The organism is Streptomyces sp. NPDC058371, assembly GCF_042723265.1.
Taxonomy (GTDB): Bacteria; Actinomycetota; Actinomycetes; order Streptomycetales; family Streptomycetaceae; genus Streptomyces.
Window position 1 is genome coordinate 255,931 of the sequence record NZ_JBHXJC010000008.1, and the last position, 23,718, is coordinate 279,648.

Annotated in this window: 22 protein-coding genes; 9 read left to right on the forward strand and 13 right to left on the reverse strand. The window is 71.1% G+C overall.

Going from position 1 to position 23,718, the window contains the following annotated elements:
* Window positions 1–126: 126 nt before the first annotated feature.
* Window positions 127–1,848 (reverse strand): 2-isopropylmalate synthase, encoded by a 1,722-nt coding sequence (gene leuA / locus ACFWM2_RS24205; protein ID WP_383283512.1) that lies wholly within the window; start codon window positions 1,846–1,848, stop codon window positions 127–129.
* A 321-nt stretch (window positions 1,849–2,169) separates the two neighbouring features.
* On the opposite strand from leuA, the gene ACFWM2_RS24210 reads away from it, so the two are divergent.
* From ACFWM2_RS24210 to ACFWM2_RS24230, 5 genes are all read left to right on the forward strand, one after another.
* Window positions 2,170–3,240: a M4 family metallopeptidase gene (locus tag ACFWM2_RS24210; RefSeq protein WP_383283515.1), complete on the forward strand. Its 1,071-nt coding sequence runs from the start codon at window positions 2,170–2,172 to the stop codon at window positions 3,238–3,240.
* 32 nt (window positions 3,241–3,272) lie between these two features.
* Window positions 3,273–3,539, forward strand: coding sequence for a protealysin inhibitor emfourin (locus tag ACFWM2_RS24215; RefSeq protein ID WP_383283518.1), 267 nt, complete (start codon window positions 3,273–3,275; stop codon window positions 3,537–3,539).
* Between the two features lie 73 nt (window positions 3,540–3,612).
* A complete protein-coding gene (locus ACFWM2_RS24220) occupies window positions 3,613–4,929 on the forward strand; it encodes a GH1 family beta-glucosidase (protein WP_383283521.1) in 1,317 nt (438 codons plus the stop codon).
* Window positions 4,926–6,188 carry an MFS transporter gene (locus tag ACFWM2_RS24225; protein WP_383283524.1) on the forward strand — a complete coding sequence of 421 codons (1,263 nt, stop codon included), beginning with the start codon at window positions 4,926–4,928 and terminating at the stop codon, window positions 6,186–6,188. Before ACFWM2_RS24220 ends, ACFWM2_RS24225 begins: the two co-directional genes overlap by 4 nt.
* A gap of 316 nt (window positions 6,189–6,504) precedes the next feature.
* Entirely contained in the window at window positions 6,505–7,314 is an 810-nt protein-coding gene (locus tag ACFWM2_RS24230) for a GNAT family N-acetyltransferase (RefSeq protein WP_383283527.1), read from the forward strand.
* Window positions 7,315–7,528: 214 nt separating this feature from the next.
* On the opposite strand, the gene era is transcribed toward ACFWM2_RS24230, so the two are convergent.
* Window positions 7,529–8,497, reverse strand: coding sequence for a GTPase Era (gene era, locus ACFWM2_RS24235; RefSeq protein WP_383283530.1), 969 nt, complete (start codon window positions 8,495–8,497; stop codon window positions 7,529–7,531).
* Window positions 8,498–8,666: 169 nt separating this feature from the next.
* Between era and ACFWM2_RS24240 the strand changes: the two genes are divergently transcribed.
* A complete protein-coding gene (locus ACFWM2_RS24240) occupies window positions 8,667–9,980 on the forward strand; it encodes an ammonium transporter (RefSeq protein WP_383283533.1) in 1,314 nt (437 codons plus the stop codon).
* The gene (locus ACFWM2_RS24245; RefSeq protein ID WP_383283536.1) at window positions 9,977–10,315 is read left to right on the forward strand and encodes a P-II family nitrogen regulator; all 339 of its coding nucleotides are present in this window, start codon (window positions 9,977–9,979) and stop codon (window positions 10,313–10,315) included. The genes ACFWM2_RS24240 and ACFWM2_RS24245 overlap by 4 nt, the downstream gene beginning before the upstream one ends.
* 68 nt (window positions 10,316–10,383) lie before the next feature.
* Here ACFWM2_RS24245 and ACFWM2_RS24250 read toward each other — a convergent pair whose 3' ends face one another.
* The 3 genes from ACFWM2_RS24250 to ACFWM2_RS24260 all read right to left on the reverse strand — a co-directional run bounded on the left by ACFWM2_RS24250 (window position 10,384) and on the right by ACFWM2_RS24260 (window position 12,663).
* Window positions 10,384–10,860 carry a hypothetical protein gene (locus ACFWM2_RS24250; protein ID WP_383283539.1) on the reverse strand — a complete coding sequence of 159 codons (477 nt, stop codon included), beginning with the start codon at window positions 10,858–10,860 and terminating at the stop codon, window positions 10,384–10,386.
* Between the two features lie 446 nt (window positions 10,861–11,306).
* Entirely contained in the window at window positions 11,307–11,660 is a 354-nt protein-coding gene (locus ACFWM2_RS24255) for a cytidine deaminase (protein WP_383283542.1), read from the reverse strand.
* Window positions 11,661–11,742: 82 nt separating this feature from the next.
* On the reverse strand, window positions 11,743–12,663 hold the full coding sequence (locus ACFWM2_RS24260; RefSeq protein ID WP_383283544.1) for a helix-turn-helix transcriptional regulator: 921 nt from the start codon (window positions 12,661–12,663) through the stop codon (window positions 11,743–11,745).
* A 47-nt stretch (window positions 12,664–12,710) separates the two neighbouring features.
* Here ACFWM2_RS24260 and ACFWM2_RS24265 point away from each other — a divergent pair, with 47 nt between their 5' ends.
* Complete coding sequence (locus ACFWM2_RS24265; protein ID WP_383283547.1) at window positions 12,711–14,153, forward strand: MFS transporter; 1,443 nt, start codon at window positions 12,711–12,713, stop codon at window positions 14,151–14,153.
* 71 nt (window positions 14,154–14,224) lie between these two features.
* Here ACFWM2_RS24265 and ACFWM2_RS24270 read toward each other — a convergent pair whose 3' ends face one another.
* From ACFWM2_RS24270 to ACFWM2_RS24300, 7 genes are all read right to left on the reverse strand, one after another.
* Window positions 14,225–14,584, reverse strand: a complete 360-nt coding sequence (locus ACFWM2_RS24270; RefSeq protein WP_383283550.1) for an MmcQ/YjbR family DNA-binding protein — start codon at window positions 14,582–14,584, stop codon at window positions 14,225–14,227.
* Window positions 14,581–15,888 (reverse strand): hemolysin family protein, encoded by a 1,308-nt coding sequence (locus tag ACFWM2_RS24275; RefSeq protein WP_383283553.1) that lies wholly within the window; start codon window positions 15,886–15,888, stop codon window positions 14,581–14,583. Before ACFWM2_RS24275 ends, ACFWM2_RS24270 begins: the two co-directional genes overlap by 4 nt.
* Before the next feature lie 19 nt (window positions 15,889–15,907).
* The gene (gene ybeY / locus ACFWM2_RS24280; protein WP_383283556.1) at window positions 15,908–16,405 is read right to left on the reverse strand and encodes an rRNA maturation RNase YbeY; all 498 of its coding nucleotides are present in this window, start codon (window positions 16,403–16,405) and stop codon (window positions 15,908–15,910) included.
* Window positions 16,406–16,417: 12 nt separating this feature from the next.
* Complete coding sequence (locus tag ACFWM2_RS24285; RefSeq protein WP_383283559.1) at window positions 16,418–17,485, reverse strand: PhoH family protein; 1,068 nt, start codon at window positions 17,483–17,485, stop codon at window positions 16,418–16,420.
* Between the two features lie 214 nt (window positions 17,486–17,699).
* Window positions 17,700–18,809, reverse strand: coding sequence for a carbohydrate kinase family protein (locus ACFWM2_RS24290; protein WP_383283562.1), 1,110 nt, complete (start codon window positions 18,807–18,809; stop codon window positions 17,700–17,702).
* A 150-nt stretch (window positions 18,810–18,959) separates the two neighbouring features.
* On the reverse strand, window positions 18,960–20,255 hold the full coding sequence (locus tag ACFWM2_RS24295; RefSeq protein WP_383283565.1) for a glucarate dehydratase family protein: 1,296 nt from the start codon (window positions 20,253–20,255) through the stop codon (window positions 18,960–18,962).
* Window positions 20,252–21,247, reverse strand: coding sequence for a 5-dehydro-4-deoxyglucarate dehydratase (locus ACFWM2_RS24300; protein ID WP_383283568.1), 996 nt, complete (start codon window positions 21,245–21,247; stop codon window positions 20,252–20,254). The genes ACFWM2_RS24295 and ACFWM2_RS24300 overlap by 4 nt, the downstream gene beginning before the upstream one ends.
* A 113-nt stretch (window positions 21,248–21,360) precedes the next feature.
* Between ACFWM2_RS24300 and ACFWM2_RS24305 the strand changes: the two genes are divergently transcribed.
* A complete protein-coding gene (locus ACFWM2_RS24305; protein ID WP_383283570.1) occupies window positions 21,361–22,152 on the forward strand; it encodes an IclR family transcriptional regulator in 792 nt (263 codons plus the stop codon).
* A gap of 495 nt (window positions 22,153–22,647) precedes the next feature.
* Here the strand turns inward: ACFWM2_RS24305 and ACFWM2_RS24310 are convergent, their stop codons facing one another.
* Complete coding sequence (locus ACFWM2_RS24310) at window positions 22,648–23,640, reverse strand: adenosine deaminase (RefSeq protein WP_383283573.1); 993 nt, start codon at window positions 23,638–23,640, stop codon at window positions 22,648–22,650.
* Window positions 23,641–23,718: the final 78 nt, after the last annotated feature.

A 23,718-nucleotide genomic window follows, 5' to 3' on the forward strand; every position in this document is an offset into this window, starting at 1 on the left:
GTTGGGTGGGGGGGAGGAACCAGGGGGGAAACCCCAGGGATCTTGAACGGGGGGTTGGCAGGGAAAGACTGGGCCCCCCTCGACCCAAAAGGGCGGACGGGGCCACAAAAGCGCCGGTCAGGCTCCTCAGCGAGCCGCGCGGTTGACCGCGGAGACGACGGCCTTCAGCGAGGCACGTGTCGTATTCGCGTCGATGCCGATTCCCCACAGAACCTGGCCGTCGATCGCGCACTCGATGTACGAGGCGGCCTGCGCGGACGCGCCCTCGCTCATCGTGTGCTCCTGGTAGTCCAGCAGCCGTACGTCGATGCCGATGGACTGCAGGGCGTCGAAGAACGCGGAGATCGGGCCGTTGCCGGTACCGGTCAGCACCGTGTGCTCTCCGTCCACCGACGCCTCGACGGTCAGCGCGTCGATGCCGTCGCGGTCCGTCGTCGTCTGGCCCGTCTTGACCTGGACACGGCCCCAGGCGTTCTCGGGGTTGGGCAGGTACTCGTCCTGGAAGATCGCCCAGATGTCCTTCGGGGTGACCTCGCCGCCCTCGGCGTCCGTCTTCGCCTGGATGATCTTCGAGAACTCGATCTGCATCCGGCGCGGCAGGTCCAGCTTGTGGTCGTTCTTCAGGACGTACGCGATACCGCCCTTGCCGGACTGCGAGTTGACCCGGATGACGGCCTCGTACGAGCGGCCGACGTCCTTCGGGTCGATCGGCAGGTACGGGACGGCCCACTCGATGTCGTCAACCGTGACGCCCTTGGCGGCCGCGTCGGCCTCCATCGCGTCGAAGCCCTTCTTGATGGCGTCCTGGTGGGAGCCGGAGAAGGAGGTATAGACCAGGTCGCCCACGTACGGGTGGCGCGGGTGGACCTCCATCTGGTTGCAGTACTCGGCGGTGCGGCGGATCTCGTCGATCTGGGAGAAGTCGATCTGCGGATCCACGCCCTGGCTGAACAGGTTCATGCCCAGGGTGACCAGGTCGACGTTGCCGGTGCGCTCGCCCTGCCCGAACAGGCAGCCCTCGATGCGGTCGGCGCCGGCCATCAGCGCCAGCTCGGCCGCCGCCACCGCCGTACCGCGGTCGTTGTGCGGGTGGACGGACAGGCAGACGTACTCGCGGCGGGACAGGTTCCGGCTCATCCACTCGAAGCGGTCCGCGTGCGTGGACGGGGTCGAACGCTCCACCGTGGCAGGCAGGTTGAGGATGATCTCGCGGTCCGGGCCGGGCTGCCAGACGTCCATGACCGCTTCGCAGACCTCCAGGGCGAAGTCGATCTCGGTGTCCGTGAAGATCTCGGGGCTGTACTGGTAGCCGAAGGCGGTCCGCTCGTCCAGCAGCTTCTCGGCGTACTCCACGACCAGCCGGGTGCCGTCGACGGCGATCTGCTTGATCTGGTCCTTGGAGCCGCGGAAGACGACCCGGCGGAAGACGGGGGCCGTGGCGTTGTACAGGTGGACCGTCGCACGCTTGGCGCCGACCAGGGACTCCACCGTGCGCTCGATCAGGTCCTCGCGGGCCTGGGTCAGTACGGAGATCGTGACGTCGTCGGGGATCGCCGTCTCGTCCTCGATGATCGAGCGGACGAAATCGAAGTCGGTCTGGCCGGAGGCGGGGAAGCCGACCTCGATCTCCTTGTAGCCCATCTTCACCAGCAGGTCGAACATCTCGCGCTTGCGGGCGGGCGACATGGGGTCGATCAGCGCTTGGTTGCCGTCACGCAGGTCGGTGGAGAGCCACCGGGGAGCGACGGTGATCCGCTGGTCCGGCCACGTACGGTCGGGGATGTCGACCTGGTCGTACGGGTGGTACCGGTGGATCGGCAGGGAGGTGGGCTGCTGACGGTTCGGCATGATGCGAGGGCTCCTCGAAGGTGTCCGAAAGGACGGCCGACGGCGCAACGCCAGACTCCGCGGGGAGGGGGTCGGCCTACGACTACAGGCCCTCGCCGCGGCAGCTAAGGAGAAGCAGCCCGAAACGCATGATGCTCCGCAGCCTAGCCGAGCCGAGCCGGTCGCGGGGGCCTGTATCAGTATGCGGGACCGGCGACACGATCCAGACAAAAAGTGCGCCATACCACTTACGGGCGGAGGGCATGGTTCCTTATTGCCGCATTTCACCAATCATGGTTGCAGGTGGTGACAGGCATATGACTCAGTGCAAGGGTGCCGGGCATGACCACCAACGGGGGCTTCGAGCCCGTCTTCTGCACCATCGTCCCGCCCCATGTCCTCGACACACTCGCCCAGCAGGAGGACCCCGCGCTCGCCGGTCCGGCCCGCCGCACCCTGGAACGCGACGCCCTGGAGCGCACCCACCGCCGGCTGACGACGGTCATCGGCGCCCCCGCCGTCGCTCCCCCCAAGGACGCGGCCGAGGACAAGCCGCACCGCACCCTCTACGACGCCCGCCACCACCAGGACCTGCCCGGCCGGAAGGTGCGCGGCGAGGGCGACAAGCCCGGCAAGGACGCCACGGTCAACCGCGCCTACGCCGGCCTCGGCGCCACCTTCGAGCTCTATCTGAAGGCGTACGCCCGCAACTCGATCAACGGCGAGGGCGTGCCGCTGAACGCCACCGTGCACTTCGACCGGGACTACAACAACGCCTTCTGGAACGGCGAGCAGATGGTGTTCGGCGACGGTGACGGCGAGATCTTCCTCGACTTCACCATCCCGGTCGACGTCATCGGTCACGAACTGACCCACGGCGTCACGCAGTACACCGCGAACCTCACGTACTTCGGCCAGCCGGGCGCCCTCAACGAGTCGATGTCCGACGTCTTCGGCTCGCTCATCAAGCAGTACACACTCGGCCAGACCGCCGCCGAGGCCGACTGGCTGATCGGCGCCGGCCTGCTCGCCCCGCGCGTCACCGGCAAGGCGCTGCGCTCCATGAAGGAGCCGGGCACCGCGTACGACGACGACGTGCTCGGGAAGGACCCGCAGCCGGCGACCATGGACGACTACGTCCGCACCGGTCGCGACAACGGCGGTGTCCACATCAACTCGGGCATCCCCAACCACGCGTTCTACCTGGCCGCCAACGCCCTCAGCGGCCACGCCTGGGAGCGGGCGGGCCAGATCTGGTACGACGTGCTGACCGGCGGTGAACTGGGCCAGCAGGCCCTGTTCACCGACTTCGCCAAGCTCACGGTCGCCGCGGCACGCACGCGCTTCAACGACGGCGAGGAACTGCAGGCCGTCCTGAAGGCATGGGAACAGGTCGGAGTACCTACGTCCTAGCCCCCGGCCCCGACTCGCACTAGACAGGACCCATGCGTATTCAGGTAAGGCGCACGGGCGGATTCGCGGGCATCGAGCGTCATGGCGAGGTGAACACCTCGGGGCGCCCCGATGCCCACGAGTGGCACACCCTGGCCGAGCAGGCGCTCGCCGCCGGCCGGGGCGCCGCCCCCATCGGCGTTCCGGACGGCTTCAGCTACGAGATCACGGTGGACGGAAAGACGGTGTACGCAGCCGACCCGAAACTGACGGAGGAGCAACGCCAGCTGATTTCCCGGGTGTTGAAGGAGGGCGCGTAAAGGGCGAGGGCGCCCCACAATCCGTAACTGCCGTTTCACACCGCCCCGTTGACTTCCGTTACCGCCGGTACGGATGATCGCGCGCATGGCGACGAACCCCCTTCCGCAGTTCCCGCCCGGCTTTCTCTGGGGCGTGTCCACCTCGGCCCACCAGATCGAGGGGGCCGCCGACCTGCGCGAACCCTCCGTCTGGGACGCCTTCACCGCCGAGCCCGGACGGGTCAAGGACGGCTCGACGGCGGCGGTGGCATGCGACCACTACCACCGCTATCAGGAGGACGTGGCGCTCCTCGCCGGTCTCGGTGTGGACGCGTACCGCTTCTCCGTCTCCTGGCCCCGGGTGAACTCCCCCGGCGGTCTGGACTTCTACGACCGCCTCGTCGACGAGCTGTGCGCGGCTGGCGTACGGCCGGTGCCGACGCTCTTCCACTGGGACCTGCCGGTGGACCTGGACTGGCTGAACCGCGACACGGCGGAGCGCTTCGCCGAGTACGCCGCGGTCGTCGCCGGGCGCCTCGGCGACCGCGTGCAGAAGTGGATCACCCTCAACGAGCCCGCGGAACACACCCTGTTGGGGCACGCCCTGGGTGCGCACGCGCCGGGCAAGCAGCTGCTGTTCGACGCGCTGCCGGTGGCCCACCACCAGCTGCTGGCGCACGGTCTCGGTGTACGGGCGCTGCGCGCGGCCGGCGTCACGGACCTCGGGATCGCCAACTCGCACGGCCCGACCTGGGCGGCCTCGGAGCGGCCCGAGGACGTGGCGGCGGCCGACTTCTACGACATTCTCCTCAACCGGCTGTTCGCGGACCCGCTGCTGCTGGGCCGCTACCCGGACGGCATCGCCGAACTCCTCCCGGGCGACGTGGAGTCGGACCTGAAGGTCATCGCGGAACCACTGGACTGGTACGGGATCAACTACTACCAGCCGACCAAGGTGGGCGCCCCCGAGGGCGCGGAGATCGAGTTCTCCGGCCTCACGCTCCCAGCCGAACTCCCCTTTTCCGTAAGGGAGCTGACGGGCTATCCGGTCACCGACTTCGGCTGGCCCGTCGTACCGGAGGCGCTGACGGAGCTGCTCACCGGCTTCCGCGACCGCTACGGCGACCGGCTCCCGCCGGTCGTCATCACCGAGAACGGCTGCTCCTACGAAGGCCTGGACGACCAGGAGCGGATCGCGTTCCTCGACGGCCATGTCCGGGCGCTGCACCGGGCGTGGGAGGCCGGCGTCGACGTACGCGGCTACTTCGTGTGGTCGCTGCTGGACAACTTCGAGTGGGCGGAGGGGTACGCCAGGCGCTTCGGGCTGGTCCACGTCGACTACGACACGCTGGAACGGACACCGAAGGCGTCGTACGCCTGGCTGCGGGACGCCCTGCGGACCCGGGGATGACGGCGGAGCCGGCACCACCCCTGGCGCCGGCCCTCGCCGAGCCGGTCGAGCGGGTCGGCCGCGGCTGGACCGCGTCGCTCTCGCTCGCCAACGGGGCGATCTGGGTGGGCTGGTACGGCCCGCTGCAGATCCTGCTGGCCTCCCAGGCGGCGGACTTCGCGCCCGGCACGGGGATGTCGAAGGAGACCGTGCTGGCGTGGGTGACGGGCGCGGGCGCGGTCGTCTCGCTGGTCGCCAACCCGTTCTTCGGCGCGCTGTCGGACCGCACGACGGCACGGCGGGGGCGCCGTACGCCGTGGATCGTCGCGGGGGCGGCGGGCGGCGCGCTGTCCCTGCTGCTCCTCGCGGGCGCGGGCGGGGTGTGGACGATGGCGGCGGGGTGGTGCCTGGTCCAGTTGACCCTGAACGCCGCCTTCGCCGCGGTCACGGCGGCGGTGCCGGACCGGGTGCCGCGGCTCCAACGGGGTTCCGTGGGCGGCTGGTTGGGGGCCGCGCAGATCCTGGGCGTGGTCGGGGGCACGGGGCTGGCGACGGTGACCGGCGGGGTGGTCGCGGGCTATGCGGCCTGCGCGCTGTTCACGCTGGTGGGCGTCCTGCCGTACGTCCTCGGCCACCGGGATCTGCGGCTGCCGCCCGCGGCCCGGCCGCCCTGGTCCCGGCGCGCCTTCCTGGCCTCCTTCTGGCTGAGCCCCCGCCGCCATCCGGACCTGGCCTGGGCCTGGCTGACCCGCTTCCTGATCAACCTGAGCAACGCGCTCGTACTGCTCTACCTGCTCTATTACCTGCGGGACCGGCTGCATTACGCGGACCCGGAGGAGGGCGTGCTGATCCTCACGGCGGTGAACGGGGTGACACTCCTCGCCACGGTCGTGGTCGGCGGCGCCTGGTCGGACCGGGTGGGCCGCCGCAAGCCCTTCGTCATCTGGTCGGGGGTGCTGATGGCGGTGGCCACGGCCGCCCTCGCCGGCCGGCAGACCTGGCCGGGCGCGATCGTCGCCGCGGCGGTCCTCGGCGTCGGCTTCGGTGTCTTCACCTCGGTGGACTTCGCACTGATGACGGACGTCCTGCCCAGAGCGATGGACCGCGGCAAGGACCTCGGGGTGATCAACGTGGCCAACGCCCTCCCCCAGGTCGCCGCCCCCGTCCTGGCCGCCCCGCTCGTGACGTACCTGGGCGGCTATCGCGTCCTGTACCTGGTGGCTGCGGTGATCGGGCTGGCCGGGGCGCTGCTGGTGGTGCGCATCAAGGGGGTGGACTGAGCCGGCGGAGCTCACTCGACAGTCGCCGGGGCCGGGTTGGCGCCTTACCGAGGCCGGGTTGGCGCCCTACCGAGGCCGGGTTGGCGCCTTACCGAGGCCGGATCGGCGCCTTGCCGGGGCAGCGTTGACGCCTGCCGGGGCCCGTTGGCGCCTTGCCGAGGCCCGTTGGCGGCCGCTGAGGCCGCGTTGACGGCCACCGGCCCGGCCCGGCGATGACCGTCGGAACCGAGCTCCATGGTCGCCGGGGCGGGCTGTCGATCGCCGCCGGGGCCGAATTCAGGTGCCAGGGCGGGGCTGTTCGTCTTGGATGGCGGCCATGACCACCCTGCATCAGTCCCACGGCCGGCTCGAGCGCTACTACGACGCGGTACCGCGCGCCTCGGCCCGGGCCGAGGACTTCGGACCACTCACCCTCTTCGTCCGGGAGACCACCGGCTTTCCGTACTACGCGCGGCCCACGCAGGGCTGGACGGGCCGGGCGGCCGGCGCCGAGGACATCGACCGGGTCCGGGCCCGGCAGCGGGAGCTGGGAGTGCCCGAGGCGTTCGAGTGGGTGGCGGAGGTGACTCCGGACCTGCGACGGGGAGTCGAGGCGTCGGGCCTTCGGGTGCACGACCATCCGCTGATGATCCGGGACGGGGACGCGCCGCTGCCCGCGCCGCACCCCCTGGTCCGCATCCTCGGCCCCGAAGACCCGCTCCTGGCAGGCGCGTTGGCGGTGCCGCACCTGGCCTTCGCGACGCCCGGCACCGCGGTGGGCGAGGCAGGACCCGCCGAACTGACCGCCGAGACCACCGCCCGCGCCGGTGACGTGCCCGCCGCCGCGGACCGCATCCGGGCGGGCCGCACGGTGCTGGCCGCGGCGGTCGAGAACGGCGGCGTCCTCTGCTCCGGGATGCATCTGCCCGTCGGCGGGGTGAGCGAGATCGCGGGTGTCGGCACCCTGCCGTCCGCACGCCGGCGCGGCCTGGGCCTCGCCGTCACCGCCGCCCTGGTGACCGACGCGAGGACCCGCGGCGTCGAGACGGTGTTCCTGTCGGCCGGGGACGACGACGTGGCCCGCATGTACGGCCGGCTCGGTTTCCGGCGGGTCGCCACGGCACTCATCGCGGAGCCCCCGGAATAGCTGCAGCGTCCGTCCCCATCCGGCCCGGTCCGCTGCTGATCCCCGACCGGCTCACGACGCACCCGCGCAGATCATGACCGTCTACGGCGGTGTCCTCGCCCGGAACGCGAGGGCGACGCCGCTCGCGGGCGAGGCGGCAGCCGACTGCAATGTCGTACGGCGTCTCTTCACGGACCCGCGGGCCCTGGCCTGCGGATCCCCAGGACCCGGACCCTCAGAAGCCCAGCTTGCGCAGCTGGCGGGGGTCGCGCTGCCAGTCCTTGGCGACCTTCACATGGAGGTCGAGGAAGACCGGCGTACCCAGCAGTGCCTCGATCTGCTTGCGGGACTTGATGCCGACCTCCTTCAGCCGCTTGCCCTTGGGCCCGATGATGATGCCCTTCTGGCTGGGCCGCTCGATGTAGACGAAGGCGTGGATGTCGAGCAGGGGCCTGTCGGCGGGCCGGTCCTCGCGCGGCAGCATCTCCTCGACGACGACGGCGATGGAGTGCGGCAGTTCGTCCCGCACTCCCTCCAGGGCCGCCTCGCGGATCAGCTCGGCCACCATCACCTGCTCGGGCTCGTCCGTGAGGTCGCCCTCGGGGTAGAGCGCGGGTCCCTCGGGCAGCAGCGGGACGATCAGATCGGCCAGCAGGTCCACCTGCTCGTCGGCGACCGCCGACACCGGCACGATCTCGGCCCACTCGAAGCCGAGCTCCGTACCGAGCTGGTCGATCGCGATGAGCTGCTCGGCGAGTGTCCTGCCGTCCACGAGGTCGGTCTTCGTGACGATCGCGATCTTCGGCGTCTTCTTGATCGACGCCAGCTCCTTCGCGATGAAGCGGTCGCCGGGGCCCAGCTTCTCGTTCGCGGGCAGGCAGAAGCCGATGACGTCGACCTCGGCCCAGGTGGTGCGGACGATGTCGTTGAGCCGCTCGCCGAGCAGCGTGCGCGGCTTGTGCAGCCCGGGGGTGTCCACCAGGATCAGCTGGGCGTCCGGGCGGTGCACGATGCCCCGGACCGTGTGCCGCGTGGTCTGCGGCTGGTCCGCGGTGATCGCCACCTTCTGGCCGACCAGAGCATTCGTGAGGGTGGACTTGCCCGCGTTGGGGCGGCCCACGAAGCAGGCGAAGCCGGCGCGGTGGGGTGCCTCCGAAGATTCCGGCGGCTCGGGAGGCTGGGTACGAACGCTCATGGCGCCCATTGTCCCTGATCGTCGGAGGCCCGGTGCACGCCGTGCGCCCCGGAGCGCCGCGGTGAGCTTCCGGAAACGCCCTCGCAACACGAAACACGCCGGAAACGCGGGTGTGCGCCGTCCGAAACGCGGGCCGGTGACCCTCTGACGGACGCCCCCGCACCGAGGAGATCCGTCCGTGGAGACCGTCCCCCTGGCCGCCGCTCGCATCGACACCGGCGACACCGCCTGGCTGCTCGCCGCCACCGCGCTCGTACTGCTGATGACCCCGGGCCTGGCCCTCTTCTACGGCGGCATGGTCCGCACGAAGAGTGTCCTCAACATGCTGATGATGAGCTTCGTGTCGATCGCCCTGGTCACGGTCGTCTGGCTGGCCGCCGGCTACTCCCTCGCGTTCGGCGACGACGCGTTCGGCGGGCTCGTCGGCGACCTGCGGCACGCCGGCATGGCGGGCCTCGGCCCGGACAGCGTCCACGGCACCGTGCCCACCCTGCTCTTCGCGACCTTCCAGCTGACCTTCGCGATCATCACGGCCGCGCTGGTCAGCGGCGCGATCGCGGACCGCGCGAAGTTCGGGGCATGGCTGGTCTTCGTGCCGCTGTGGGCGCTGCTCGTATACGTTCCCGTCGCCCACTGGGTGTGGGGTCCCGGCGGCTGGATCCTGGACAAGCTGGGTGCGCTGGACTTCGCGGGCGGTCTGCCGGTCGAGATCACCTCGGGTGCCTCCGGACTCGCCCTGTGCCTGGTCCTCGGCCCGCGTCTTGGCTTCAAGAAGGACGCGATGCGCCCGCACAACCTGCCGATGGTGATGCTGGGCGCCGGTCTGCTCTGGTTCGGCTGGTTCGGCTTCAACGCCGGCTCGGCGCTCGGCGCCAACGGCCTGGCCGCCGCCGCCTTCCTGAACACCCTCGCCGCCGGCTGCACCGGCCTGCTCGGCTGGCTCTTCGTGGAGCAGCGGCGCGGCCACCCCACCACCCTGGGCGCGGCGTCCGGCGCGGTCGCGGGCCTGGTCGCCATCACCCCGTCCTGCGGGTCGGTGTCGCTGATCGGCGCGCTGGTCGTGGGTCTCGCCGCCGGTGTCGTCTGCTCGTACGCCGTGGGCTGGAAGTTCAAGCTGAACTACGACGACTCGCTGGACGTCGTCGGTGTCCACCTGGTCGGCGGCATCATCGGCACGCTGCTCATCGGCGTCTTCGCGACGGAGGCGATGACGGGCGGGGCGGAGGGCCTCCTGTACGGCGGCGGACTCGCCCAGCTCGGCAAGCAGCTGGTCGCCGTCGCGGCCGTGGGGGCGTACGCATTCGTCGTCACGTACGGCATCGGCAAGCTGCTCGACCGGCTCCTGGGCTTCCGGGCGGACGAGGAGCAGGAGCAGACGGGTCTGGACCTTACGGTGCACGCCGAGAGCGCCTACGATCACGGGGTCCTGGGCCACGGGGCCCCGGTCTCCTCATCCGTCCCCACCGCGCAGAAGGTCAAGACCCAGGCATGAAGCTCATCACCGCCATCGTCAAGCCGTACCGCCTCGACGAGGTCAAGACCGCCCTCCAGGAACTCGGCGTGCACGGCCTGACCGTCACCGAGGCCAGCGGGTACGGCCGTCAGCGCGGCCACACCGAGGTGTACCGCGGAGCCGAGTACCGGGTCGATCTCGTCCCCAAGGTCCGGATCGAGGTCGTCGTCGACGACGCCGACGCGGATGCCGCGATCGACGCCGTCGTCAGGGCCGCGTACACCGGGAAGATCGGTGACGGGAAGGTCTGGGCGGTACCGGTGGAGACGGTGGTGCGGGTGCGGACGGGTGAGCGCGGGCCGGACGCGCTCTGACCTGACCACCGGAACCGGTGCCGCGCATGCGCGACACCGGTCCTCGGCTGCGGGCTCGCCCCGGAGCCCTACTCGAACACGAAGGGGCCCGGGGACTGCGGCCCGCCCGCGGTACAGGTGATGGTGATCCCGAAGACCACCATCTTCAGATCGCCGCCGAACGCCTCCAGGCTGTCCCCGGCGGCGACGGTGCCGTCCAGCGGTCCTACGGTGACCCCGCCGCCCGCGGGGATCGCGGGGTTCTTCTGGCCGGTGAAGACGGAGTTCCCGCCGCCGGCCTTCACCAGCGTCAGGGTGGAGGCGATGGAGTCCTGGCCCACCGAGAGCGGGGCCTTGATCTCGGTCGAGGTGAGGGTGATGGTGGCCGCGGTGCCGGTCTGGGTGGCCGTGAGCGTGGCCGCGCCGGTGCCGCCGATGCTGCAGGTCGCGTTGATGGTGGCCGACTGCGGGGTGACGGCCGCGGCGGTCGGCGCGAGCGCCAGGCCGGTCGCGGCCAGGGTGCCGGCAGCTAACGCCGCGCCGATTCCCAAGCGGGTGCGTGTCATTGGATTCCCTTCCCTTGTACGGGAATTGCCATGTGGGGGGACAGCCGCCGACCGTCGGCCGGGCATACGGGATCGGCACCGGGACGCCGGTGCGGACGGGGGGAGATGCGTGCACGGCCGTGCCGTGCGCAGGTGCGGCACGCGGTGCGGCGACCGATCTGACGGTCCGTCGGAATTACCGGTTCCATTGATGCGCGAGCGGCCTGGGATTGCAAGGGATTCCCACGGGGTCCCCAAAAGTGGCCGAAGTTGGCCCTGCGGAACGGCCGTGTTTCGCCCCCTCCGCCCCGGACCCCGTTCCTCAATCACCGGAGGGGCTATTTCTTAGCCCGTCCGGCGATTGAGGACGAGCGCGTCAGCGCGACACGGGGGTCTGGGGGCGGAGCCCCCAGGTACGGGACGGGCAGGGGCGGCGGGGGCGGCGGGGGCGAAAACCCCGTAGGGCCTCAGCCCGCAGTCAAGGTGGAGCGCAGGGCCCCGTCGGGCCCCGCGACCAGCACCGGGGTCCCGGGCCCCCCAAGGTCCCGCACCGCCGCAAGATCAACCGCAGACGCGGTTGCCGCCTCGGACACCACCGCCGCCGCCTCCAAGGACGTCGCCCCGGACGCCACCGCCATCGCCACCGCGGCCTGCAACGCGCTCAGCTTCAGCGAGTCGAGGGCAACGGTCCCGGCCACATACGTACGTCCGGTCTCGTCCCGTACGGCCGCCCCTTCGGGCACACCGTTACGCGCCCGCGCGGAGCGGGCCAGGGTGACGATCTTGCGGTCCTCGGGGTCGAGCGCGCTGCTGTCGGTCATGCCCCGAGCATACGAAGGACCCCCCGGACCGCGCGCAGCGGTCCGCGGTCACCAGTGATCCGCGGCGATCAGCGGTCCGCGGCTACCCGGCCACCGGGTACATCGACCCCCGCCGCCCCTCGGGCGAGGCCAGCCACTCCAGCTTGGCGGCGGTGTTGGCCTCCGGCAGCGGCGTGTGCAGCACGATGGTGAGATCCGGCCGCGCCGGCACCTTCATCGCGGTGGACTCCAGGCTCAGCAGACCGACCAGCGGATGGTCGAGCTCCTTGCGGATCTGCCCCGCGTGCTCGATGTCCCGGCGGTCCCAGAGCGCCCCGAACTCGGCGCTGACCTCGCGGAGTTGGGCCAGCAGCGCCTGGAAGCCCTCGTCCTCGGGGGCGGCCGCGCAGGAGGCACGGAACTGCGCGACGACCGTGCGGGCGTTCACCTCCCAGGTCCGGGAACGGCCCCGGTAGAGCGGGTCGGTGAAGAAGTCGACGACGCAGTTCTGCGAGTTCTCGGGACGCATGCCGAGGGCCATGCCTGCGGCGTCGTTGTACATCACGCAGTTGTAGTACGGGTCCATGATGTGCGCCGGATACGGCATCCACGTGTCGATCAGCCGCCGCAGCCCGTCGCACATGTCCCGGTCCCCGGGGGCGACTTCGGGCGCGGGCGGGTTCAGCCCGGCCAGCACGTACAGGTGACGGCGCTCGGCGTTGCTGAGCCGCAGTACGCGGGCGACCGAGTCGAGCACCTGCGGCGAGACGGAGATGTCCCGCCCCTGCTCCAGCCACTGGTACCAGGACGCGCCCACGCCCGCGAGGACGGCGACCTCCTCGCGGCGCAGGCCGGGTGTGCGGCGCCGGGCACCGCCGGCGGGGAGTCCCGCCTCGGCCGGGGAGACCCGGGCCCGGCGGCTCATCAGGAACTCGCGCAGCTCGCGCAGCCGATGGGCCTTCAGCGCGTCCTCAGCCACGGTACGAATCCCCCTCCGGATGACTGGTGGTGCGACCACCAGCATAAGTTCGCGCTCCCCACGGATATTCCGGCCGCTGGAAGCTCTTGCCCATGGCGATCGACACGACCCTCACCCCCTCCGCTCCCCCACCGACGTCCCCGGCCGGCGGCCGGCTGTCGACGCGCGACAAGCTGGTCCTCTTCGTGCTGTGCGCGGCGCAGTTCATGGTCGCGCTCGACTTCTCCGTGCTGAACGTGGCACTGCCCGTGCTCGGCGAGGACCTGGGCATGAGCCAGGCCGGACTCCAGTGGGCCGTCACGGCGTTCGCGCTGCCCTCCGGCGGCTTCCTGCTGCTCTTCGGCCGGATGGGCGACCTGTACGGCCGCCGCCGGCTGTTCCTGACCGGGCTCGCCGTCTTCGGCGCGGCCTCGCTGCTGGCGACCTTCGCCTGGGACCCGGGATCGTTCCTGACCGGACGGGCCCTGCAGGGCCTGGGCGCGGCGGCCATCGTGCCGACGGGCATGTCCCTGCTGACCACGACCTTCGCGGAGGGCCCCGCCCGCGACCGCGCCCTCGGCATCTCCGGGACGCTCCTCTCGCTCGGCTTCACCGTCGGCATGGTGGCGGGCGGAGTCCTGACGGACCTGCTGACCTGGCGCTCCACGATGGGTCTGCTCTCGCTCTTCGCCCTGATCGTGCTGCCGCTGGCCCCGGGCCTGCTGCCCGGGTCACGCCCCCGCGACCCCAAGACCACGGGCGGCTCGCCCGATCCGGACCGACCGCGGCTGGACGTACCGGGTGCGGTCACGGTCACCGGCGGCCTGCTCTCCCTGATCTACGCCCTGTCGACGGCGGCCGAGCGCGGCTTCGGCGGCGCGGACGTCGTCGCGACACTGATCGTCGGCGTCCTGCTGCTCGCCGCCTTCGTGTACGTCGAGTCGCGCACCGCGTCTCCGCTGGTCAGTCTGCCCATGCTGAGCCGGCGCACGGTCGCGTGGGGCAACCTGGGCGGCCTGGTCACCTTCTCGATGATGTCGACGGTGGTCTTCGTCCTGACCCTGTACCTCCAGGAGACCCTGGGACTCTCCGCCTTCCGGGCGGGTCTGGTCTTCGGCGTGCAGGGCGTCATGTCGGCCGTCGCGGGCGTGTACGCCCCGAAGGTCATCGGCCGCTTCGGCGCCCGCCGCACGCTGGTCGGCTCGCTGGCCGGTCAGGGTCTGTTCATCGGCGCGCTGCTCGGCGTCGGCGAGGGCGGCGGCTCGGTGTGGCTCGCCACCACGGCCGTCTCACTGGCCAGCATGTGCCATCTCGGCGCGATCATCTCGTACGGCCTGACCGTCACCTCGGGCGTACCCGACGCCGAACAGGGCCTGGCCACAGGCCTGGTGACCTCGACCCAGCAGGTCGGCCTCACCATCGGCATCCCGCTGCTGGGCGTCCTCGCCACCACGTCCCCCGACCTGCTCTCCGGCGTCCACACCGTCCTGCTCCTGGACGCGGCCATCGTCCTGGCGGCGTCGATACTGGTCGCCTTCGGCCTGAGGCGCGGATGATTCTCAGCCCGGTCTCAGCCCGGTCTCAGCCCGGTCTCAGCCCGTCCTTCTCAGCCCGGTCTCAGCCCGTCCTACGGCCGGTCCAGCCGGAGCCGCTCCGCCCGGGGAAGCCCCGCGACCACCAGATCGTACGAGTCCTCGACAAGCTCCCGGACGAGACGCCCGGGCAGCGAACCATCCACCGTCACCGTGTTCCAGTGCCGCTTGTTCATGTGCCACCCGGGCACCACCAGCCCGGGGTGCTCCTCACGAAGCCGCACCGCGTCCTCCGGATCACACTTCAGATTCACCGTGAGCGGCCGCCCACCCAGATGACTCAACGCGAACACCTTCCCGAGCACCTTGAACACCGAGGTGTCCGGATTGAAGGGAAAGTCCTCGACGGCCTCGTTGAAGGACAGGCAGAACGCGCGCAGTTCGTCGGGCGTCACTCCGGCTTCGCCTCCGCGCCCGCCTCGGGAACCGGCCCCGTCGGCTCCACCAGGACCGTCACGATCTTGTTGCGGCGCCCGGCGGCGGCCTCCGCGGTCAGCCGCAGCTCCCGGCCGTCGGGGAGCTGGACGGCCGAGGAGGCGCCGGCGATCGGCACCCGGCCGAGCGCCTTCGCCAGCAGTCCGCCGACCGTCTCCACGTCCTCGTCGTCGTACGCCTCGAAGCCGTACAACTCGCCGAGGTCGCCGATGTCCAGCCGGGCCGTCACCCGGAAGCGGTCGTCGCCGAGGTCCTCGATCGGCGGCAGCTCCCGGTCGTACTCGTCGGTGATCTCGCCGACGATCTCCTCCAGGATGTCCTCGATGGTGACGATCCCGGCCGTGCCGCCGTACTCGTCGATGACGACGGCGACGTGGTTGCGCTCCTGCTGCATCTCGCGCAGCAGGTCGCCCGCGTTCTTCGTGTCGGGGACGAAGGTGGCGGGCCGCATCGCCGTGGACACCAGCTCGCTCTCGGCGTCCCGGCTGATGTGCGTCTTGCGGGCCAGGTCCTTCAAATACACGATGCCGACGATGTCGTCCTCGCTCTCCCCGGTCACGGGGATCCGGGAGAAGCCGGAGCGCAGGGCGAGCGTCAAAGCCTGGCGGATGGTCTTGAAGCGCTCGATGACGACGAGGTCGGTCCGCGGGACCATCACCTCGCGTACGAGGGTGTCGCCCAGCTCGAAGACGGAGTGCACCATGCGGCGCTCGTCGTCCTCGATGAGGGACTCCTTCTCCGCGAGGTCGACGAGCGCACGCAGCTCGGCCTCGGAGGCGAACGGGCCGCGGCGGAAGCCCTTGCCGGGGGTGAGCGCGTTGCCGATGAGGATCAGCAGGGGCGGGATCGGGCCCATGACCCGGGCCAGCGGGAGCAGCACGTACGCGGCCGCCGTCGCCGTGTTCAGCGGATGCTGGCGGCCGATGGTCCGCGGGGAGACCCCGACGGCGACATACGACACGAGCACCATCACGCCGATGGCGACCGCGAGGGCCTGCCACGTCTTGTCGAACTCGTTCAGACAGGCGTAGGTGACCAGTGCGGCGGCGGCCATCTCGCAGGCGACGCGCACCAGGAGGGCCACGTTGAGATAGCGGGTCGGGTCGGCGGCGACCTGCGCGAGCTTGGCACTGCCGCGCCGTCCGCTGCGTACGGCCTCCTCCGCCCGGAAGCTGGAGACGCGGGCGAGGCCCGCCTCCGCGCAGGCGGCGAGCCAGGCGACCACGACCAGCGCGATGGCGCCGACGACGAGCTGGGGACTCATGAGTACTCGGCTCCGACTGCTAGGCGACGGTCGGGGCCGGTGACGGGCCGGTCAGCCCCTGCTCCGCGCGCCAGCCGTCCACGATGGCCGCCTGCAGACCGAACATCTCGGCCTTCTCGTCGGGCTCCTCGTGGTCGTAACCGAGCAGGTGCAGCACCCCGTGGACGGTGAGCAGTTGGAGCTCCTCGTCCTTGGAGTGCTGCGTCGGGGCGTCCTTGCCCTGCTGCTCGGCGACCTCCGGGCAGAGCACGATGTCGCCGAGCAGGCCCTGCGGCGGCTCGTCGTCGTCCTTCATCGGCGGACGCAGCTCGTCCATCGGGAAGGACATGACGTCCGTCGGACCGGGCAGGTCCATCCACTGGATGTGCAGCTGCTCCATGGCGTCGGTGTCCACGACGATCACCGACAGCTCGGAGAGCGGGTGGATGCGCATCCGCGCGAGCGCGTAGCGGGCGATGTCGAGGATCGCCTGCTCGTCGACCTCGGTTCCGGATTCGTTGTTGACGTCGATCGACATGGGCGTGCTGGTCTACTTCCCTCGGTTGCCGGCTTTGCCGCGGCCCTTGTGGGAGCCGTTCTCGGTGCCGTTCTCGCTGTCGTACTTCTCGTACGCGTCGACGATACGGCCGACCAGCTTGTGCCGAACGACATCCTGGGACGTGAGGCGCGAGAAGTGGACGTCGTCGAGGCCCTCCAGGATGTCCTGGACCTGGCGCAGACCGGACTTCGTACCGCTGGGGAGGTCGACCTGCGTCACATCACCCGTGATCACGATCTTCGACTCGAAGCCGAGCCGGGTGAGGAACATCTTCATCTGCTCGGGGCTCGTGTTCTGGGCCTCGTCCAGGATGATGAAGGCGTCATTGAGGCTTCTGCCCCTCATATATGCCAGCGGCGCGACCTCGATCGTGCCCGAAGCCATCAGCTTCGGGATGGAGTCGGGGTCGAGCATGTCGTGCAGCGCGTCGTACAGCGGGCGCAGATACGGGTCGATCTTCTCGTAGAGCGTGCCGGGCAGGAAGCCGAGGCGTTCGCCCGCTTCCACGGCCGGGCGGGTGAGGATGATCCGGTTGACCTGCTTGGACTGCAGGGCCTGCACGGCCTTGGCCATGGCGAGGTAGGTCTTGCCGGTGCCGGCGGGTCCGATGCCGAAGACGATCGTGTGCTTGTCGATGGCGTCGACGTACCGCTTCTGGTTGAGCGTCTTGGGGCGGATCGTGCGGCCGCGCGAGGACAGGATGTTCTGTGTGAGCACCTCGGCCGGGGTCTCCTGGCCGTCACCCTCCCCGTTCCCGCTCGCCCGGAGCATGGCGATCGAGCGTTCCACTGCGTCCTCCGTCATGGGCTGTCCCGTGCGGAGCACGAGCATCATCTCGTCGAACAGACGCTGGACGAGAGCGACTTCACCGGCGTCGCCGACCGCGTTGATCTCATTGCCCCGGACGTGGATGTCGGCCGCCGGGAAGGCCTTCTCGATCACGCGCAGGAGGGCGTCCGCAGAACCCAGCACGGTCACCATGGGGTGCGCGGCCGGAACGGTGAACTGCGCTCTTGCCTGCCCCTGCGCGGGGCTCTGCACTGTGGGTGTGTCAGTCATGGGCCGGCTCTGTAGGCCTTGCTCGTCCTCCTCGTACGGGGGCGCCGGCGCGGGGCCGGCTTGGCACTGCCAAGGGTACGTCGCAGCACTGACATCGCCGTAGGGCTTTTCGTACGCCTCTGCGACCGCACCCGCATCCGAGGTCTCCCGTGTCGGCGTGGCCGGCGTCCGAGGAGCCGGGTTCCGGCAGGCCCCGGGCAGGCCCCCGGAGGCCTCACGCCGAGCGGCCGAAGCCGATCGTGGGGACCGCCCGCCGCAGCGGCCACGGCCGGCTCTCCTCGGGGATCAGGCCCTCCAGGAACGCGTACCGGGCCAGCGCCGCCGGATCCTGGTCCTCGACCGACTGCACCCGGCGCCACCACGCGGAGATCTCGGACCAGCCGGGGGCCGACAGGGAGCCGCCGAACTCCTGGACGGAGAGCGCGGCGGTCAGCCCCGCGAACGCGAGCCGGTCCGCGAGCGGCCAGTCGGCCAGCGTTCCCATCACGAATCCGGCGACGAAGACGTCACCCGCGCCGGTGGGGTCCATGGCCTCGACGGCGATCGCCGGGACCTCGGCGCTCTCCCCGGTCCGCCCGTCGACGGCGTACGCGCCCTCGGCCCCGAGGGTGACGACGGCCAGCGGTACGTGCGCGGTCAGCTCGTGGGCGGCCGCCTTGGGGCAGTCGGCGCCGGTGTAGCGCATGGCTTCCTCGGCGTTCGGCAGGAACGCCTCGCAGTGCTCCAGATCGGCGAGGCCCGCCAGGTCCCAGCGGCCGGTGTCGTCCCAGCCGACGTCCGCGAAGATCCGGGTGCCCGCCCGGGCCGCCTCGGCGATCCACGGCGCGCGCGTGCCGGGTGTCAGCGAGGCGACGGCGGCACGCGCGCGGGGTGCGTGTTCCGGCGCCGGCTCCTCCGGCGGCGGCTCGTGGCCGTGGCTGACCATCGTCCGCTCGCCCTCGTACGCCATCGACACGGTGACCGGCGAGTGCCACTCGGGCACGGTGCGCGACGGCGAGAGGTCGATGCCCTCGCCCCGGGCGAGCGCGTCCCAGCAGTACTCCCCGTAGTGGTCGTCCCCGAAGGCCGCCGCCAGGGAGGTCCGCAGTCCCAGCCGGGCCAGTGCGGTCGCCATGTTCGCCACCCCGCCGGGGCTCGACCCCATTCCGCGGGCCCAGGACTCGGTGCCGCGCACCGGGGCGGAGTCGAGCCCGGTGAAGATGATGTCGAGGAAGACGGTGCCCGTGAGGTAGACGTCCCAGGGCGGGTCCCCGGGGGTGCGCAGCCCGTCGAGCGGGTCGACCCTGGCGGGGCAGTACGGTCCCTCTCCCTTGGACGCGATCACGGTGGGCTCCCTGGCGTGGTGCGGATTCAGGCCAGTGTGCCACCACTTTTTGCACGCCCCCGGGTCGTACGGCACGGGCCGCACCCGGTGTCGCCCTCGGCGCCGGAGCGGCCGCGCGGGCCGTCTCCGGATCCGGTCGTCGCGCCGCCGCTACCAGCGGGGGACGGGGGGAGTGACCCACTCGGGGTCGGCGACCCGCATGGCGGCCGCGTCGTCGCGGTCGCGCAGGGAGCCGTCGTCGTCGAGCCAGCGGCGGTGCAGGACGGCCAGCTTGGCGCGGTCGAGTTCGACCCCGAGACCGGGCGCGTCGGACACCGTGACCGATCCGCCCTCGAAGGCGAGGCGTTCGGTCAGTACGTCCTCGGACTGCCAGGGGTAGTGGGAGTCACAGGCGTGGTGCAGGTCGGGGACGGTCGACGCGACATGCGTCATCGCGGCGAGCGAGATCCCCAGGTGGGTGTTGGAGTGCATCGACACGGCGACGCCGAACGTGCGGCAGATCGCGGCCAGTTCACGGGTGTTGCGCAGTCCGCCCCAGTAGTGGTGGTCGGACAGGACGACCTGTACGGCCCCCTTGGTGAAGGCCTCCTCGATCTCCGCGAAGGTGGTCACGCACATGTTGGTGGCGAGCGGTACGTCCGTCTTCGCGGCCACCTCCGCCATGGCGGGCGTACCGAGCGCGGGATCCTCCAGGTATTCGAGCACGTCGCCCAGTTCGGCCGCGACCTTGAGCGAGGTCGGCACGGACCAGGCGCCGTTGGGGTCGAGGCGCAGCGGATGGCCGGGAAAGGCCGCCGCCAGGGCCCGTACGGCGGCGATCTCCTCCTCCGGGGGAAAGACACCGCCCTTGAGCTTGAACGAGGTGAACCCGTACCGCTCGGTGAACTTCCGTGCCTGCTCGACGACTCCGGCCGGATCGAGGGCGGCCCCCCAGTCGTCCTTCTCGCCGGTGACGCCCTCCGGGTGGTCGGCCCACTTGTAGAAGAGATACGCGCTGTACTCCACGGCGTCGCGCACCTTGCCGCCGAGCAGCGCGTGCACGGGCAGTCCGAGGGCCTTGCCGAGCGCGTCCAGACAGGCGACTTCGAAGCCGGAGACGACCGACAGCCGCAGTTTGTCGGCGGTCTGGACGCCGCGCAGGCCGCCCACGTCGACCTGGTGGTCGACCCGTCCCTGATCGACGGCGACGTCGTCGGCGATCCCGAACAGCCCGTTCACATCGGAGACCTGACGCCCCAGCAGCTTGCCGGCGAAGGGCTGGGCCAGCTCCAGGTACTTGCTGTCGCCGTAGGTCTCGCCGATGCCCGTCACGCCGTCCGCGGTGACGACCTCGACGATCAGCCGGGGGGTGTACGGCTGGTGCACTCCCTGGGTGTTGAGCAGCGGCGGGTCGGCGACCAGGATCGGGGTCAGCCGGACCTCGGTGATGGTCAGGTCGCGGGTCACAGGGCGGCTCCTACGGGGACGAGGGCGGACACCAGGTCGAGGCCGGTCGCGAGCAGCGCCTCCAGGTCCGCGAGGTCGGCGGCCGAGGGGTCGGTGAGAGGGGCGCGGACGGGTCCGACGGGGCGCCCGCGCAGTCGGGCGGCGGCCTTCACCAGGGATACGGCGTATCCGGGCCGCCGGTCGCGGAGTTCGACGAAGGGGACGTAGAACTCGCGCAGCAGTCGGTCCATCACGGCGTCGTCACCGCGCGCGTGGGCCGCGAAGAAGGCGTCCGCGATCTCGGGCGCGAAGGCGTGCACGGCCGACGAATAGGCGGGCACGCCGACGGCGGCGTAGGCGCGGGCCTGGATCTCCGCGGTGGAGGCCCCGTTGAAGAACAGGAAGCCGTCGGGCGCGGCGAGTGTGAGCCGCTGCAACCGGTCGAGGTCGCTGTGCCCGTCCTTGAGTCCGACGACCCCGGGGATACGGGCGATCCGCCGCAACGAGTCGACGTCGAAGGCGACTTGACCGCGCTGATACGCGATGAGCGGCAGCCGTGTGCGGGCCGCCAGCTGCTCCAGCTGCCCGACGAGCCCGTCCTGCGGCGCGGCGACGAGGTAGTGCGGCAGTACGAGCAGGGCGTCGGCACCGGCCCGCTCGGCGATCCGTGCGAAGCGGGCAGCCTGGGCCCAGCCGTATCCGGTCCCGGCGACCACGGGAACGCGGCCCGCGGTCACCTCGACGGCCGCGGCGATCACCTGCCCGTACTCCTCCTCGTCCAGCGAGAAGAACTCTCCGGTGCCGCAGGCCGGGAAGACGGCTCCGGGGCCGGTGGCGAGCTGCGCTTCGAGGTGCGTACGGAAGCCGTCGAGGTCGAGGGAGCCGTCGTCGTGGAAGCTGGTGAGCGGGAAGGACAGCACACCGTGGGCCATCCCGCGGCGCAGTCGCGCGACGAGGTCGTGCACGCCGCCCCCCGCCCCGCTGTCCGCGTCCGTGTCCGAGCTGTTGCTCATCCCGACCCGACCCCATCTCCGTATGTGGATGCCATCTACGTATGAAGATAAAGATTAGATAGACGAACGATGGGCGTCAATGGTCCGGCGCCTTCCGCTTTACGATCGGGCACATGCCGGAACCCATGGACGAGCGCGGAGTGCGCGAGGTGAAGTCCGCCGCGCGCACGGTCGAGCTGCTGGAGCTGCTGGCCGCGCGCGGGGACCGTCCGGCACGTCTCCAGGAGCTCGCGGACGAACTCCGGGTCCCCCGCAGCTCGATGTACGCCCTGCTGCAGACCCTGATCCGGCGCGGCTGGGTCCGTACGGACGTCACCGGGTCCCTCTACGGCATCGGCATCCACGCCCTGCTGACCGGCACCAGCTATCTCGACACGGACCCGCGGGTACGCGCCGCCCGTCCCTACCTCGACGAGGCGTCCCAGGCGCTGGGCGAGACGCTTCATCTGGGGCGGCTGGACGGCTGGGACGTGGCGTATCTGGCGACGCGCGAGTCGCACGAATACCTGCGCACGATCAGCCGGGTCGGCCGGCGGCTGCCGGCCCATGTGGGCGCGCTCGGCAAGGCCCTGCTGGCCGAACGCCCGGACGACGTCCTGCCCGAGGGCCCCTACGTCGCCGCCACCCCCAACACCCACACCGACCGCACGTCCCTCACGGCCGACCTGGCCGCGACCCGCGCCCGCGGTTACTCCGTCGACCGCGAGGAGGGCGTCCTCGGCATCGTCGGGTTCGGCTTCGCCCTGCGGTACGACGCTCCCGCCCAGGACGCGATCAGCTGCTCGGTGCCGGTGGTGCGGTTGACAGCCGCGCACGAGGACCGGATCGTCGCGGTGATGCGCGAAACCCGAGCCAAGATCGAGGCCGCCCCCTTGACCAAGGCCGGCTCCCCCAACTGGCGCTGACCCTGCCGGGGTTGCCGCCCGGGTGAGCCCACCCCTACCGGCGCGGCTGCTTGCGTTGAGGTGAGTCAGCGAGCCCGGCGCCGAGGGGTGCCGCGCCGCCCCCTCCCCCAGCGGCACACGTGCCCGCAGCTATAGCGGTCCGCCGCCCCCGGGACGCCCGCTCCCCACAGCAAGACGGTTGCCGCTGCCCGCAGCGCAAAGGCAGCAACGGCGGGCCGCCCCACCCGCAACCCCCACGCACCCGCAGGCGCCGAGGCACGCAAGGGGCCGTGCCGGTACATCAAATGCCCGTCGCCATGCGTCAGGGTGGACAACCGAGCGCCCCCAGAAGACAGCACAGCCGGTAGGGCGACGGGCGGATGTACCGGCACGGCCCCGACCCACCCACCGGCGAGACGCGACGCGAGGCAAGACGAACCAGCACCCACCCACCGCCCCAAGGCGACCCGAGGCGAGGCAAACCCGCACCCACCCACCGCCCACCCCCACCGCGGCCTACTCGAACTCGTACGCCTCGACCTCAGCGAGATACCGGGCCCGCAGCTCCTCGTCGTGCTCCAGGAAGGACGCGACGAACGAGTTGCGGGCGAGCTCCCGCAGCCGCTCCCGATCGAGCCCGAGCGCCTCGTGCACGGCGTGGAAGGTGTCGCCGACGTACCCGCCGAAATACGCGGGGTCGTCGGAGTTGACGGTGCACAGCAGCCCGGCGTCCATCATCGCGGGCAGCGGGTGGTCCTCCAGGAGGTCCACGGCACGCAGCCGGACGTTGGACAGCGGGCACAGCGTCAGCGGCACCCGTTCCCGGACGAGCCGCTCGACGAGTCCGGGGTCCTCCATGCAGCGCAGCCCGTGGTCGACGCGCTCGACGCCGAGCACGTCCAGCGCCTCGGCGATGTACGCCGGCGGCCCCTCCTCACCCGCGTGCGCCACCCGCCGAAGTCCCAGCGCGGCAGCAGCCTCGTACACCTCGCGGAACTTGGCCGGCGGGTGCCCGACCTCGGCGGAGTCGAGGCCGATGCCGACGATCCGGTCGAGATACGGCCGGGCCGCCTCCAGCGTCTCCAGCGCCGACTCGGCGGACTCGTCCCGCAGGAAGCACATGATCAGCTGCGTGGAGATGCCGTGCGTCGCGACGCCCGCGTCCAGCGCTCGCGCGAGCCCCTCGACGACGGTGCCGATCGGGACACCGCGCGCGATGTGCGCCTGCGGGTCGAAGAAGATCTCCGCATGCCGCACGCCCTGCGCGGCGGCCCGCGCGAGATACGCGTCGGCGAGGTCGGCGAAGTCCTGTTCCGTCCGGAGCACGGCCATGAGCTCGTAGTACAGGTTCAGGAACGACTGGAGATCGTCGAAGAGATACGCCTTGCGGAGCTCTTCGGTGGTGGCGTACGGCAACTCGACGCCGTTGCGCGCGGCCAGCGCGAACGCAAGCTCGGGCTCCAGGGTGCCTTCGATGTGCAGGTGCAGCTCAGCTTTGGGGAGGGGCATCGAAGCATCGTACGGTCGATCCCCCACCCCTCCGAAAACTACCGCACCCACCGGGCACGGGTCGCCGAAGACCCCGGC